Genomic DNA, 14,855 nt, shown 5'->3' on the forward strand with positions numbered 1-14,855 from the left:
CCTGATTTTTTACTTCTTCTGTAAATCTATCTGATATACCGCAAAACCGATGCTGTCGTTGCCTTCAGCCTTCATTGGGTACTGTGCGTGTTGCTTGATAAACGCCGTCGCCTGGTCTGAAGGTGAGGTCTCGAAGCGAATATCGAGCGGTTGTTTGCTGCTGAAGCTCGCCAGGCGCCAATTATTGTCCGCCTGCGGTTGCACCGCACCGCGCCGTTTGGTCTCCGCGCTGATATAGGCTGCCAGCACCGAACGGTTCTCATCCGGCGAGGCGAAGGCGATGTGTTTATCGCCGGTACCGGCGAACTTACCGCCGTAGGCGCGGTAGTTATTGGTGGCAACCAGGAAGGTGGCATTCGGATCGACAGGCTTGCCGTTGAAGGTCAGCTGCTTGATGCGTTCCGCTTTGTCGTTGATCAACTGGCACTCGCCGTCGTAGCGCGCCGGCTGGCTGACGTCGATCTGGTAATTCACCCCGTCGATCACGTCGAAGTTGTAGGTGCGGAAGCCGTCCCAGTTAATCAGGCCCTGCGGCTTGCCGCTGTTGACGTCGATCTGATTGAACTGCCCGGCGGAGCATTCCAGCCACTCTTTCACCTCTTTACCGCTGGCTTTTACCACCACCAACGTATTCGGGTAGAGATAAAGATCGGCGGCGTTGCGGAAGGTCAGCTGGCCTTTTTCCACTTCGACGAAGCTGGCGGGATCGTTTTTGCGCCCGCCGACCTTGAACGGGGCGGCGGCCGACAGCACCGGCAGGTCGGCCAGGTCAGGATCGCCCTGAATATAGTGCTCGACGTAGGCTTTCTGGGCGTTATTGACGATTTGTACCGTCGGGTCGTCCTGCACCAGCGCCAGGTAACTGTACATGTTGCCGTCAGACTTGCCGATCGGCTGGCTGACGAATTCGCGGGTGCCTTTGTGGTCGTCGGCCAGCACCTTCACCAGATTGGCATCTTCCGCCGCCAGCGATTTCTTGTGCTCTTTATCGTAAATCGGCCGCGCTTCGGCTTTGGCGCCGGTTACCTTCCAACGGCCAGAATCGTTGCTCAGCTGCAGATCGACCACGCCGAGGTGATCGCCCCACTGGCCCGGCATTACTGCCGGCACGCCGTTCAGCAAGCCTTGGTCGATATCCGCGCCTTCGATGTTGGCGAAATCCTTGCTGGGGAAGACCGCATGGGCGTGGCCGAACATGATGGCGTCGATGCCCGGGACCTGGCTGAGGTAGTACACCGAGTTTTCCGCCATCGCTTTATACGGCTCGCTGGACAGGCCCGAGTGCGGGATCGCCACCACCAGATCGGCGCCCTGTTTGCGCATTTCCGGCACGTAACGTTTGGCGGTTTCGGTGATGTCGTTGACCGTCACCTTGCCCTGCAGATTGGCCTTGTCCCACACCAGGATCTGCGGCGGCACAAAGCCGATGTAACCGATGCGCAGCGTATGTGCTTTACCATCACGGTCTTTTACCGGGGTATCGACGATAATGTAGGGGGTGAACAGCGGCTGTTGCGTTTTGGCGTCGATGACGTTGGCGTTGATATACGGAAACTTGGCGCCGGCGATAGCGGTTTTCAGATAGTCTAACCCGTAGTTGAACTCATGGTTGCCGATATTGCCGACCACGTAGTCCAGCGTATTCATCGCCTTGTACACCGGGTGGATATCCCCCGATTTCAGCCCCTTGGCCGCCATGTAATCACCCAGCGGGCTGCCCTGAATGATGTCGCCGTTATCCACCAACACGGCGTTGGCCGCCTGTTGGCGGGCCTGCTGGATCAGGCTGGCGGTGCGCACCAGGCCGAATTTGTCGGTCGGCTTATCCTTGTAGTAGTCGAAGTCCATCATGTTGCTGTGCAGGTCGGTGGTTTCCAGCACGCGCAGATCGACGGTGGCCGCCTGCGCCGAGGCGCAAACCAGCAGGGCGAGGGCGGACAACGCCAGCGGACGCTTGATCATTTTTAACTCTCTCCATTCGAGTGTTATCACAGAGGGAAATGTAATTAACATTGGTTGCCACAGTAAACTGTGAAGTGTGGCAGAAAATGGCCGGATGTAACGCGGGGGAGTTCACAGTTGCAGGGAACAAGACCTGAGGAATTACCGTGGGTTAGCCGGTTGAGATGGATATTCGGCGTAAAAAAAACTAGTCTGCTAGCAGAGACAGGGGGAAATTTCCCACGGAACTGCATATCTGAGGTGCATGATGTTAGAGCAAATTTGCCAACTGTCCCGCGAGGCGGGGGCGGCGATCATGGCGGTATATGACGGTGAGCAACCGCTTGATGTCGCACAAAAAAAAGACGATTCACCGGTAACCGCCGCCGATTTGGCGGCGCACCACATCATCAAGCGCGGCCTGGCGGCGTTGACGCCGGAGGTGCCGCTGCTGTCGGAGGAAGATCCGCCGGCCTGGGAAGAGCGCCAAAATTGGACGCGCTACTGGCTGGTCGATCCGCTGGACGGCACCAAGGAGTTCCTGCATCGCAACGGTGAATTTACCGTCAACATCGCGCTGATTGAGAACGGCGAGGCGGTGATGGGCGTGGTCTATGCGCCGGCGATCGACGTGCTGTATCTGGCGGAGCGCGGCAAGGCCTGGAAAGAAGAAAAAGGGCGGCGTCAGCCGATTGCCGTCAGCAATGCTCAGCCGCCGCTGGTGGTCGTGAGCCGTTCGCACATTGACGACGAACTGAAGGATTATCTGAAGCAGCTTGGCGAGCACCAGACCATTTCGGTCGGCTCATCGCTGAAGTTCTGCCTGGTAGCGGAAGGCAAAGCGCAGCTCTATCCGCGCTTCGGGCCGACCAATATCTGGGATACCGCCGCCGGCCATGCGGTGGCGGTGGCCGCCGGGGCGCAGATCCACGATTGGCAGGGCAAGCCGTTGCTGTACGCCCCGCGTGAATCTTTCCTCAACCCCGGCTTCCGGGTCTCGCTGTTCTGAGTTAGTCCGCCAGGAGCTGGTGCAGCTTGCTCATCACTTGCTGCACCTCTTCCGGCGTCAGCGCGCCGTCTTTGGCGAACTGGATCCTGCCCTGTTTATCCAATACCACGATTGCGGAGCCTTTTGGCTGCAAATCCCAGGCTTTCCGTACGTTGCCGTTGCTGTCGACCACAAACTGCGACCAGGGGAACTCTTTCTTGCTGTCCTCGATGCTGCTGCGCACAAACATCGCGGTGCCCAACAGGGCGTCGTCAGTGTTGACGATTGTCGTCGTTTGGTAACGATCGTGTGGTAGTTTAGCTTTCTTAATGGCTTCTATCAGTGGATCGTTCATGTCTTTTGCCGAGCTGCGCCCAGCGATGTGCTGTATTACGCGCACTTTTCCACTGAGCTGCGAGCTATTCCAGTTTTTATAGCTAAAATTATCATTAGCATAATTTAACTCTCCCTTGTCGCTAACGCCGACCGGCGCCACGCGCTGCTGGAGCTGGAAGTTATGCGCGGAAGCTAAAAAGGGGGTGAGCAGCAGGGATACCATCAGCATGTGACTTTTTTTCATGCTTTCTCCTTGTAGGGGGGAATAGTGCGACAGCACTTTCAACAGCCTAAAGCATAGGTTGTGATCAGAGGTCTGTCCTGTTAACCGGATCGCAGTTTTCCCCTCGGTTCGCTAATCATCAGATTTTGAAGGGATATACTGAAAACGTTATAAATTATCATATACAATTCTGTCAAAAAGTGTAAATCCAGTGCAGATATCCGGGCGGAAGTGAACGTTCTGGTCTTAACTGGGTCTACTACATGCAATCATGTTGCGTTCTGAATTTCGAGGCTGCCACCTTGGCGGCTCGCTGAGCGCATGGATCAACGGGAGGAGCGTAAAAGAATGAGAATCTTCCAGCGTTATAACCCTTTGAAAGTGGCTAAGTACGTTAAGACTCTGTTTCGCGGCCGGCTGTATATCAAGGACGTAGGCGCGTTCGAATTCGACAAGGGGAAAATCCTGATGCCGAAAATTCGCGATAAGCGCCACTTCAGCGTGATGTCAGAGGTCAACCGTCAGGTGCTGTTGCTGCAATCCGAAATGGGATGAGCCGGCCTTGAGACGGGTAAAAAAATTGCGGCCCCGAATGGGGCCGCTGATGTTTGTGCCATAGGGAGCGTCAGGCCGGGGTGGTCTCGTCCGGGGCCTTTGGCAGCGTCGTCACCGGTTTGTCGACCAGCCGGGTAACCAGCAGCTGGTCAATCTTGTAGCTGTCGATATCCACCACTTCAAACTTGTAGCCGGCGTATTTGACGAAGTCGGTGCGTTTGGGGATCTTGCGCAGCATGTACATCATAAAGCCGCCAATGGTCTCGTAGTTGCCCGCCTGCGGGAACTCGTCGATATCCAGCACGCGCATCACGTCGTCGATCGGCGTGCCCCCTTCAATCAGCCACGAGTTTTCGTCGCGCGCCACGATCTGCTCTTCCTGCCCCTGGCCGACCAGGTCGCCCATCAGCGTGGTCATCACGTCGTTCAGCGTGATGATGCCCACCACCAAGGCATATTCGTTGAGGATCACGGCGAAGTCTTCACCGGCGGTTTTAAAGCTTTCCAGCGCTTCCGAGAGCGTCAGGGTATCCGGCACAATCAGCGCCGAGCGGATCTGCACGCCGCTGCTCAACACCAGGCTCTGGTTGCCCAGTACGCGGTTCAGCAGGTCTTTGGAGTCGACGTAGCCGACCACCTGATCGATATGGCCGTCGCACACCAGGAACTTGGAGTGCGGGTGCGTCGAGACTTTCTCGATAATGCTCTCTTCGCTCTCGCGCAGGTCGAAGTACACCACGCTTTCGCGCGAGGTCATCGAGGAAGGCACGGTGCGCGATTCCAGCTCGAAGACGTTTTCAATCAGCTCATGTTCCTGCTTGCGCAGCACGCCCGCCAGGGCGCCGGCCTCCACCACCGCGTAGATGTCGTCGGAGGTGATGTCGTCCTTGCGCACCATCGGCAGTTTGAACAGGCGGAAGATCAGGTTGGCCATGCCGTTGAAGAACCACACCAGCGGCCGGAAGATCATGATCGAGAAACGCATCGGGTTGATGATCCGGACGGCGACCGTCTCTGGTGCAATCATACCGATGCGCTTCGGAGTCAAATCCGCGAACAGGATAAACAGGCTGGTGACCAGCACGAAGGAGCAAATAAAGCTGACCTGCTCCGCCAGTTCCGGTGCGAGGAAACGGTCGAACAGCAGCTTAAAGGAAGGGGAAAAGGCCGCATCGCCGACGATACCGCCGAGAATGGCCACGGCGTTCAGGCCGATTTGCACCACGGTGAAGAAGATGCCCGGGGTTTCTTGCAGTTTGAGCACTCTGGCGGCATTGACGTTGCCTTCGTCAGCCATCAGCTTCAGTTTAATCTTGCGCGACGCAGCCAGAGAAATTTCCGACAGTGAGAAAAACGCACTCACCGCGATCAGAAAAAGAATCAGTAAAATACTGTTTAACATAATCTATCCATACGTGCCGACGGGATGACGGCGCTCTTGAGGAAGGGTAGTACATTGTAAAAAAAGCAGCGATAACAACCAGAAAGGAAGCTATCAGGCCGCAGGTGCGGCCCGCATAGTATAGCAGTTGCCCCACAGGGGCCGCCAGCGGTTAAAAAATTACCGCCGGCCAGGGGGTTAGCCCTGCGGTGGCAGGCAAACGCCGATGCCGCCCAGGCCGCAATAGCCTTCAGGGTTTTTGTACAGATACTGCTGGTGATCGTCTTCGGCGTAATAGAACGGCAGCGCCGGCGTAACGTCGGTGGTGATGACGCGTTTGTCGCCCGCCGCATCCATCGCCTGCTGGAAACGCTGCAGGCTGCTCTCGGCCTCGGCCTGCTGTGCCGGGCTCAGCGTGTAAATCGCCGAACGGTACTGGGTGCCGATGTCGCCGCCCTGGCGCATGCCCTGCGCCGGATCGTGGTTTTCCCAGAACACCTGCAGCAGCTGCTTGTAGCTGACAACCTGCGGATCGAACACCACGCGCACCACTTCGGCATGGCCGGTTTGGCCGCTGCATACTTCGCGGTAGGTCGGGTTCGGCGTGTAACCGCCGCTGTAGCCGGCCGCGGTGCTGTAAACGCCCGGCTGTTGCCAGAACAGGCGCTCCACGCCCCAGAAGCAGCCCATGGCGAACACCGCCACTTCCATGCCTTCCGGCACCTGAGTCATCGAATGCTCGGTGACCACGTTGAGCGTGGCGACCGGCATCGGCGTGGTGCGGCCTGGCAGCGCGCTCGCCTGGTCGACGGTTTGTGATTTATCAAAAGATGGCACCACGGTTGACTCCTGTTGTCAGAGTAAGAATTGACCCTAGTTCGGGGCGGTTCGGTTGTATCTAACCGCGTCTTTGCCCACAATAAGCGGAAGCTGGGGTTTGTACCTAAGCTTAACGCAGTATTTTGAGCGCCAAAAGTGAAGAATGCGCCTGGTGAGCGGTGAGAGTCAAACCGTCAGGCTAGCGTCTGGAACAAGGCTGAAGAGGGCTGCCGTCCTGATAGCGCGGAGTCTGCCCTGGCCCCAGAGCCAATACCATTACAGGAAAGTAAAAATAAATAAGGAGAACGCGTGCCACGATATCGGGTCATGTGTTTATTGTCTGTACTGCTTGCGGCACCTGCGGCGTACGCGGCCAATGTGCGGCTGCAGGTGGAAGGCCTTAGTGGCGAGTTGGAAAAAAACGTTCGGGTACGGCTGTCGTCGATCACGCCTGAAGAAGTCGGCACCGACGGCCGCTTTCGCGCGCGCGTGGACGAAGCGGTGCGCCAGGGGCTGCGTGCGCTCGGCTATTATCAGCCGACCATCAACTTTACGCTGGACAACCGGCCTGGCATGTCGCGCCCGGTGCTGCACGCCAAGGTCGATCCGGGTGAACCGGTTCGCATCGCCGGCACCAATATCGTGCTGGAAGGCGGCGCGAAAACCGACGAAGACTACCTGACGCTGGTGAAGAAAGGGACTCCGGCCATCGGCGAGATCCTCAACCACGGCAAATACGACGACTTTAAAGGCTCGTTGAGCGGCCTGGCGCTGCGCAAGGGCTATTTCGACGCCGACATGACCAAAAGCCAGCTCGGCGTGGCCGAAGACCTGCATAAGGCCTTTTGGGATATCGACTTCAACAGCGGTGAGCGTTACCGCTTCGGCAAGGTCAAGTTCCAGGGCTCGCAAATCCGTGAAGACTATCTGCAAAATCTGGTGCCCTTTCATCAGGGAGATTATTACAGCTCGGAGGATTTGGCCGAGCTGAACCGGCGTTTGTCCGCCACCAACTGGTTTAACTCGGTGGTGGTGTCGCCTGATTTCCAAGATGCCAAAGAGAACAAGATTTTGCCGCTATATGCGCTGGTGACGCCGCGCACCCGCAACACCATCGAAACCGGGGTCGGTTACTCCACCGACGTCGGCCCGCGGGTAAAGGGCACCTGGAAAAAGCCCTGGCTCAACGACCGCGGCCACAGCCTGGAAACCAGCGCCAGCGTTTCGGCGCCGGAACAGCAGCTGGACTTGACCTATAAGATCCCGCTGCTGAAAAACCCGCTGGAGCAGTATTACCTGCTGCAGGGCGGCTTCAAGAACGTCGATCTCAACGATACCAAGTCCGTCACCTCCAAAGTGGTGGTGTCGCGCAACTGGGATCTTTCCAGCGGCTGGCAGCGCGCGCTGAACCTGACCTGGCGTCTGGACCACTTTACCCAGGGTAACGTCACCAACACCACCATGCTGCTGTATCCCGGCGTCAGCGTGAACCGCACCCGTTCGCGCGGCGGCCTGATGCCGACCTGGGGCGACAGCCAGCGTTACTCCATCGATGTTTCCGATACCACCTGGGGATCCGGCGTGGACTTCGCGCTGATGCAGGCGCAGAACGTCTGGATCCGCACCCTGGCCGACAAACACCGCTTCGTGGCGCGCGGCCAGGTCGGTTGGATCGAAACCAACGACTTCGAGAAAGTGCCGCCGGACCTGCGCTTCTTCGCCGGTGGCGACCGCAGCATCCGCGGTTACAAGTACAAGGGCATTTCGCCGCGCGACGACGACGGCAAACTGACCGGCGCCTCCAAGATGCTGACCGGCTCGCTGGAATACCAATACAACGTGACCGGCAAGTGGTGGGGCGCGGTGTTTGTCGATTCCGGTGAGGCGGTAAACGATATCAAGCAGAGCAACTTCAAGACCGGCACCGGCTTCGGCGTGCGGTGGCAGTCGCCGGTTGGCCCGGTGAAGCTGGATATCGCCGCGCCCGTTGGGGACAAGGAGACCCACGGCGTGCAGTTCTACATCGGTTTGGGGCCTGAACTATGAGCCTGATAAAAAAGATTTGCCTCGGATCCCTGATCGTTCTGCTGTTGCTGATCGGCGGGGTCGCCTTCCTGCTGGGCACTACCAGCGGTCTGCATATGGTTATCAACTCCGCGGCGCGTTGGGTGCCGGGGCTGGACATCGCCGGCGTCAGCGGCGGCTGGCGCGATCTGACGCTGAAAGGCGTGAAGTATCAGATGCCGGGCGTAACGGTCAACGCCGGGCAGTTCCATCTGTCGCTGGACCTGTCCTGTTTTAAACGCAGTTCGCTGTGCGTCAATGCGTTGACCGCGCAGGACGTGGACGTGGTGGTGAAAACCAAAGAAATGACGCCGTCCGCGCCGGTGGAGGAAACCAGCGAACCGACCACCAACCTCAGCACGCCGTATCCGATTACCCTGCGCATGCTGGCGCTGAACAACGTCAAGGTCAGCGTCGACGACACCGCCATCTCGTTGGCCGAGTTCCGTACCGGCGCGCAGTGGCAGGAGCGCGCATTGACGTTGATGCCGACCAAAATCAGCTCGCTGCTGATAGCCCTGCCGAAAACCCCGCAGAACCCACTGCCGGAAGCCATTCAGCCAGTGGCCGAGGTGGCGAAACAGGTGGGTGAAAAGGTCATCGATAAGGCGGCGAAACCGGCGCCGCAGCCGGAAGAAACGCCGCTGGGCGAAACGCTGAAGGCGCTGTTCGCCAAGCCGCTGCTGCCGGATCTGCCGGAAATTCGTTTGCCGCTGGATATCACCGTCAAGGAAATCAGCGGCGAGCAGTTGCATCTGACGGGCGATACCGATGTGCTGATCACCAGCCTGCTGTTGCAGGCCAGCACTAAAGATCAACATATCCAGTTGGATAATTTTGACGTCAAGTCACCGCAGGGCACGCTGTCCGCTCAGGGGCTGGCGACGTTGGCCGGCGAGTGGCCGGTCAACATGGTGGCCAACGGTACTCTGAACATCGAGCCGCTGAAGGGCGAGAAGGTCAAGCTGAACCTCGGCGGCGGATTGCGCGAAGAGCTGAAGGTGGCGCTTAACCTGTCCGGGCCGGTCGGCGCGCAGCTCGATGCGCAGACCCGTCTGGCGGAAGCCGGCTTGCCGCTGGCGCTGACGCTGCAGAGCAAGCAGCTGAAATGGCCGCTGAGCGGCGAGCCGCAATATCAGGTCAATGATTTCCGCCTGCGTTTTAACGGCAAGGCGACCGATTACGCGCTGTCTACCCGCGCCAATATCAAGGGCCAGGATCTGCCGCCGGCGGTGCTGACGCTGGACGGCAAGGGGAACGTTGAGCAGTTCAAGCTGGAGCGCCTGCGCCTGGCTGCGCTGCAGGGCAATGCCGATCTCAGCGCGCTGGTGGACTGGAGCAAGGCCATCAGCTGGAATTCGCAGCTGCTGCTTACCGGCATCAACACCGCCAAACAGTGGCCGGAATGGCCGGCCAAGCTCGATGGAAAAATCACCACCCGCGGCAGTTTGTACGGCGGCAGCTGGCAATTGCAGGTGCCGGTGCTGCAGCTGGACGGCAATGTGAAGCAGAACAAGGTCACGGCGCGCGGCTCGCTGAGCGGCAACGCCGCCGGGCAGTGGAAGATACCCGGCATCGACCTGACGCTGGGGCGCAACCAGCTGAACGTCAAAGGCCAGCTGGATGAGAAAAACTGGAATCTGGACGCCACTATCGACGCGCAGCATCTCGACGGCGCGCTGCCGGGCCTGGGCGGCACCGCCAAAGGGTTGGTCAAGCTGCGCGGCAATCTGCAGGCGCCGCAGGTGCTGGCCGATCTGACCGCCTCCGGCCTGCAATGGCAGGCGCTGCGCATCGGCCGGGTGAAGATCGACGGCGACGTGCGCTCTACCGACCAGATTCAGGGCCAGCTGGCGGTGCGGGTTGAGCAACTGAAACAGGACGCGCTGGAGGTCAGCCTGCTGACCCTGGACGCCAAGGGCAGCGAGAAGCAGCATCAGCTGCAGCTGAAAATTGACGGCAAGCCGGTCTCCGGCCAGCTGGCGCTGCAGGGCAGCTTCGATCGCCAGCAGCAGCGCTGGCGCGGCAATCTGAACAACACCCGCTTCGATACCCCGGTCGGCGAATGGCGCCTTACCCGTGCCATTGCGCTGGACTACCTGAATAGCGCGCAGAAAATCAGCATCGGGCCGCACTGTTGGCAGAACCCGAACGCCGAGCTGTGCGTGCCGAAAACCATCGAGGCCGGGCAGAGCGGCCAGGCCAGCGTGGTGCTTAACCGCTTCGATCTGGCGATGATCAAACCGTTCCTCGGCCCGGAAACCGCGCTGAGCGGCGTATTTACCGGCCGGGCCGACGTCAGTTGGAAACCGGGCGGCGCGCTGCCGGAGGCCAAAGTCTCACTGGCCGGCAACGGCGTGAAGGTGGTGCAGCAGGTGCAGGGCAACGCGTTGCCGATCGCCTTCGACACCCTGACCCTCAACGCCGGCCTTAACAATGGCCGCGCGCAGGCCGACTGGCTGATCAAACTGACCAACAACGGCCAGTTCGACGGCAAGATCCAGGTGACGGATCCGCAGGTGCGGCGCACCATCAACGGCAACGTCAACATCACCAATATTTCGCTGGCGATGATCAACCCGGCGCTGATGCAGGGCGAGAAGGCGGCGGGCATGCTGAACGCCAACCTGCGCCTGGGCGGCAGCGCGCAGAAGCCGCTGGTGTTTGGCCGGTTGGCGTTGGACAAGGTGGATATCGACGGCCACTGGATGCCGTTCGACATGACCGACGGCCGCCTGGTGATGAACTTCAACGGCATGACCTCGACGCTGGAAGGGTTGGTCAGCACTACGCGCGGCCAGCTTAACCTGGCGGGCGACGCCGACTGGCGCGACATCAACGCCTGGCGCGCGCGCATCGCCGCCAAAGGGGACAAACTTCGGGTGACGGTGCCGCCGATGATCCGCCTCGACGTGTCGCCGGATCTGGTGTTCGAAGCGACGCCGCAGCTGTTCTCGCTCAACGGCTCGGTGGGTATTCCCTGGGCGCGCATCACGGTGCAGGAGCTGCCGGAAAGCGCGGTGGGCGTCTCTTCCGACGAGGTGATGCTGGATGATCAACTGAAACCGATCCAGCCGAAAACCGCCGGTATCCCGATCAACAGCAACCTGATGATCCACGTCGGCAACGATGTGCGCCTGGACGCCTTTGGCCTGAAGGCCAAGCTGAAGGGCGACCTGAAGGTGGTGCAGGACAAGAAAGGGCTGGGCCTCAATGGCCAAATTGACATCCCTTCGGGCCGCTTCCATGCTTATGGGCAGGATCTGATCGTTCGCAAAGGGCAGCTGATGTTCTCCGGCCCACCGGATCAGCCACTGCTTAACATCGAAGCGATCCGCAACCCAGACGCCACCGAAGACGGCGTCACTGCCGGGGTGCGCGTGACCGGCCTGGCGGACGCGCCTAAGCTGGAGGTCTTCTCGGATCCGGCCAAATCGCAGCAGGAAGCCCTGTCTTACCTGCTTCGCGGCCAGGGATTGAACAGCTCCGGCGCCGACGGCAACGCCATGACCTCAATGTTAATTGGCATGGGGGTTGCGCAAAGTGGTCAACTTGTGGGTAAAATCGGCGAGGCGTTTGGCGTGAGTAATTTGGCCCTGGATACCCAGGGGGTTGGCGACAGCTCCCAGGTTGTCGTGAGCGGCTATGTCCTCCCAGGCTTACAAGTAAAATATGGGGTGGGCATTTTCGACTCTCTGGCCACGCTGACGTTGCGTTACCGCCTGATGCCTAAGTTGTATCTTGAAGCGGTGTCTGGTCTCGACCAGGCATTAGATTTGCTCTATCAGTTTGAGTTTTAGCGATGCGAATAATTGTCTACGGCAGTTTACGACGCAAACAGGGAAACAGCCATTGGATGACCAACGCCCAATGGCTCGGCGAGCATGAGCTCGAAGGCTACCAGATTTATAATCTGGGCCATTACCCGGCGGCGATCCCTGGAGAGGGCACGATACATTGCGAGGTGTATCGTATTAACTCATCGATTCTGGCAGAGCTGGACGAACTGAAAAGCAACACCAAGGACTATAAGCGCGAGCTGATTCAGACGCCTTATGGGAGTGCGTGGATCTACCTGTATAAACACAGTGTGGACGGTTACCCGCGGATCGACAGCGGTGACTGGCTAAAGCGTCTCGACGAAAAGTAATAAAAAAAACACCGCTCACTGAGCGGTGTTTTTTTATCGGACGGCGGCAGGAATTACTTCTTGGCGGCGCGTTCGAAGGAGGCGATGATTTCAGCTTTGGCAGCGGCAGCGTCTGCCCAGCCTTCCACTTTCACCCATTTGCCTTTTTCCAGATCTTTGTAGTGCTCGAAGAAGTGAGCGATCTGCGCTTTCAGCAGTTCCGGCAGGTCGTTCACATCTTTGATGTGATCGTATTCTTTGGTCAGCTTGCTGTGCGGTACCGCAACCAGCTTCGCGTCTTCACCGGCTTCGTCGGTCATCTTCAGTACGCCAACCGGACGGCAGCGAATAACGGAACCCGGCTGCAGTGGGTATGGGGTCGGCACCAGCACGTCAACCGGGTCTCCGTCCAGAGACAGGGTGTGGTTGATGTAACCGTAGTTGCACGGATAGAACATCGCGGTGGACATGAAACGGTCAACGAACAGCGCACCGGTGTCCTTGTCGATTTCATATTTGATTGGGTCGGCATTGGCCGGGATTTCGATAACTACGTAGATGTCTTCCGGCAGGTCTTTGCCAGCGGGGACCAGATTCAAGCTCATGTCGGTTTCCTTTAATCAAACCAGAAATGGAGTGGCGGCTATTATAGCGGACTCTTTTGCGATTTCCTGCCCTTTTCATCACCCAAACCCCGCTGTGGGGCCGCGGCGATAATTTCCAGATTAATCCACCGTCGGCGTGAAGTTTTTCGCCGGGATGCCGATAACTTCAACAAATAATAATGAGCCGGCAAAGGCTGGCTCCGCGTTTTGCCTCCCCTACGTTGATCTCACTATTCTGAAGCCGGGAAGAATTCATGCTAAAAAAGATTACGGTGAAGGCCGGGCTTGTCGCCTTGCTGAGCCTGATGACTATGCTGTTGATTATGGTCAGCATTATCGGCGTTAATGCGATTAACGAAGGATCGCGCTCGCTACATACCCTGAACCAGATCCTCGGCGAAGAGCTGGGCTCGCTGGCCAACAGTTCCAACCTCACGCTGCGTGCGCGCACCGCCGCCTCGCTGGCAGTGCGCCAGCGGGAAATCGGGCAAATTGAGGTGTCCGATGCCACAGTGGGCCGCATCTACGGCTATCTTGAACAGTCGAAGCAGGAAATGACGCGCTTTGTCGGCGTCGGCACCGTGACCGAACGCGGGCGCGAGCTGTCCGGCCGTTTGCAAAATAGCTACCGCGCTTACCTGGAGCAGGGTGTGGCGCCAATGGCCGCGGCGATCAAGGCCGGCAAGGTGGACGATTATTACCACATTCAGGAAACTAGAATTTCCGCGCTGAGCATCGCTTTTGAAAAGGATCTCACCGATTTTCGCAGCTTCGCCATGAAGATTGGCCAGCAGCGGGTCATTGAAGCGGAAAGCAACGCCAACGCCAAAATTACCCTGATCCTGGTGGCGGGCCTGCTCAGCGTGCTGTTGGCGGTGCTGGCCTGGTTTGCGCTGCGGATCATTATCCTGCGCCCGCTGGACGAGTCCATTGCGCAGCTGGAGCATATCGCCGGCGGTGACCTGACTCACCACATCGGCGGTGAAGGGGATACCGAAATGGGCCGCCTGGTGCGAGCGATGCAGCGCATGCAGCAGGCGTTGGCCAGTTCGGTCAGCAAAGTGCGCGACGCCAGCAGCCAGATAGATACCGGCTCACGCGAATTGGCCGCCGGCAACCTGCATTTGGCGCAGCGCACCGAAGAGTCTGCCGCATCGCTGGAAGAGACGGCCGCCAGTATGGAACAGCTGACCTCGACGGTGAAAATGAACGCCGAAAACTGCGAACAGGCCAATCAGCTGGCGCTGAGCGTATCCGATATCGCCAACCGGGGCAGCGACGTGGTTAGCCAGGTGATGAGCAAGATGCAGGCGATCACCGACAGCTCGCGGCGCATCGCCGACATCATCAGCGTGATGGACGGCATTGCCTTCCAGACCAACATTTTGGCGCTGAATGCGGCGGTTGAGGCGGCGCGCGCCGGCGAACAGGGGCGCGGTTTCGCCGTGGTAGCCGGCGAGGTGCGCAGCCTGGCGCAGCGCAGCGCGCAGTCGGCCAAAGAAATCAAAGGGTTGATCGAGGCTTCGCAGAACCGGGTGCAGGAAGGCGAGCAGATGGCGGAATCGGCGGCGAAAACCATGAGCGGCATTACCGGTGAAGTGGGCCGGGTGACGGCGCTGATGCGTGAGATTTCCGCGGCGACCCGCGAGCAAAGCAGCGGCATTGAACAGGTGAACTTGGCGGTGGCGCAGATGGATCAGGTGGCGCAGCAGAATGCGGCGCTGGTGGAGGAATCGGCGGCGGCGACGCGCTCGCTGGAAGAGCAGGCGCGGCTGCTGGCGCAGAGCATGGCGGCATTCAAGCTATAAGGTGAA

The 14,855-nt window shown here is 59.0% G+C and carries 11 protein-coding genes; 6 read left to right on the forward strand and 5 right to left on the reverse strand.

The features are described 5' to 3' along the window. Positions 1 to 9: 9 nt before the first annotated feature. Complete coding sequence (locus tag KHA73_RS01700; protein ID WP_234587830.1) at positions 10 to 1,962, reverse strand: bifunctional 2',3'-cyclic-nucleotide 2'-phosphodiesterase/3'-nucleotidase; 1,953 nt, start codon at positions 1,960 to 1,962, stop codon at positions 10 to 12. A gap of 247 nt (positions 1,963 to 2,209) precedes the next feature. Here KHA73_RS01700 and cysQ point away from each other — a divergent pair, with 247 nt between their 5' ends. After that, positions 2,210 to 2,950 carry a 3'(2'),5'-bisphosphate nucleotidase CysQ gene (cysQ, locus tag KHA73_RS01705; protein ID WP_234587832.1) on the forward strand — a complete coding sequence of 247 codons (741 nt, stop codon included), beginning with the start codon at positions 2,210 to 2,212 and terminating at the stop codon, positions 2,948 to 2,950. Position 2,951: 1 nt separating this feature from the next. On the opposite strand, the gene KHA73_RS01710 is transcribed toward cysQ, so the two are convergent. Then, positions 2,952 to 3,509 carry a YtfJ family protein gene (locus tag KHA73_RS01710; protein WP_234587834.1) on the reverse strand — a complete coding sequence of 186 codons (558 nt, stop codon included), beginning with the start codon at positions 3,507 to 3,509 and terminating at the stop codon, positions 2,952 to 2,954. Between the two features lie 327 nt (positions 3,510 to 3,836). On the opposite strand from KHA73_RS01710, the gene KHA73_RS01715 reads away from it, so the two are divergent. Continuing rightward, complete coding sequence (locus KHA73_RS01715) at positions 3,837 to 4,043, forward strand: DUF1107 domain-containing protein (protein WP_234587835.1); 207 nt, start codon at positions 3,837 to 3,839, stop codon at positions 4,041 to 4,043. A gap of 70 nt (positions 4,044 to 4,113) precedes the next feature. Here KHA73_RS01715 and KHA73_RS01720 read toward each other — a convergent pair whose 3' ends face one another. Beyond that, the gene (locus KHA73_RS01720; RefSeq protein WP_234587837.1) at positions 4,114 to 5,445 is read right to left on the reverse strand and encodes a hemolysin family protein; all 1,332 of its coding nucleotides are present in this window, start codon (positions 5,443 to 5,445) and stop codon (positions 4,114 to 4,116) included. Positions 5,446 to 5,622: 177 nt separating this feature from the next. Next, positions 5,623 to 6,261 carry a peptide-methionine (S)-S-oxide reductase MsrA gene (gene msrA / locus KHA73_RS01725; RefSeq protein WP_234591165.1) on the reverse strand — a complete coding sequence of 213 codons (639 nt, stop codon included), beginning with the start codon at positions 6,259 to 6,261 and terminating at the stop codon, positions 5,623 to 5,625. A gap of 309 nt (positions 6,262 to 6,570) precedes the next feature. Between msrA and tamA the strand changes: the two genes are divergently transcribed. From tamA to KHA73_RS01740, 3 genes are read left to right on the forward strand one after another with little or no spacing between them, the layout of a single operon-like run. Next, positions 6,571 to 8,289, forward strand: coding sequence for an autotransporter assembly complex protein TamA (gene tamA, locus KHA73_RS01730; RefSeq protein WP_380738453.1), 1,719 nt, complete (start codon positions 6,571 to 6,573; stop codon positions 8,287 to 8,289). After that, the gene (gene tamB, locus KHA73_RS01735) at positions 8,286 to 12,107 is read left to right on the forward strand and encodes an autotransporter assembly complex protein TamB (RefSeq protein ID WP_234587841.1); all 3,822 of its coding nucleotides are present in this window, start codon (positions 8,286 to 8,288) and stop codon (positions 12,105 to 12,107) included. Before tamA ends, tamB begins: the two co-directional genes overlap by 4 nt. 2 nt (positions 12,108 to 12,109) lie before the next feature. After that, a complete protein-coding gene (locus tag KHA73_RS01740; protein WP_061799913.1) occupies positions 12,110 to 12,457 on the forward strand; it encodes a gamma-glutamylcyclotransferase family protein in 348 nt (115 codons plus the stop codon). Between the two features lie 53 nt (positions 12,458 to 12,510). Here the strand turns inward: KHA73_RS01740 and ppa are convergent, their stop codons facing one another. Further along, positions 12,511 to 13,041, reverse strand: coding sequence for an inorganic diphosphatase (gene ppa / locus KHA73_RS01745; RefSeq protein WP_061799915.1), 531 nt, complete (start codon positions 13,039 to 13,041; stop codon positions 12,511 to 12,513). 254 nt (positions 13,042 to 13,295) lie between these two features. Here ppa and KHA73_RS01750 point away from each other — a divergent pair, with 254 nt between their 5' ends. Further along, positions 13,296 to 14,849, forward strand: a complete 1,554-nt coding sequence (locus tag KHA73_RS01750; RefSeq protein WP_234587843.1) for a methyl-accepting chemotaxis protein — start codon at positions 13,296 to 13,298, stop codon at positions 14,847 to 14,849. Positions 14,850 to 14,855 lie beyond the last annotated feature (6 nt).

It is taken from the genome of Serratia entomophila, from assembly GCF_021462285.1.
GTDB lineage: Bacteria > Pseudomonadota > Gammaproteobacteria > Enterobacterales > Enterobacteriaceae > Serratia > Serratia entomophila.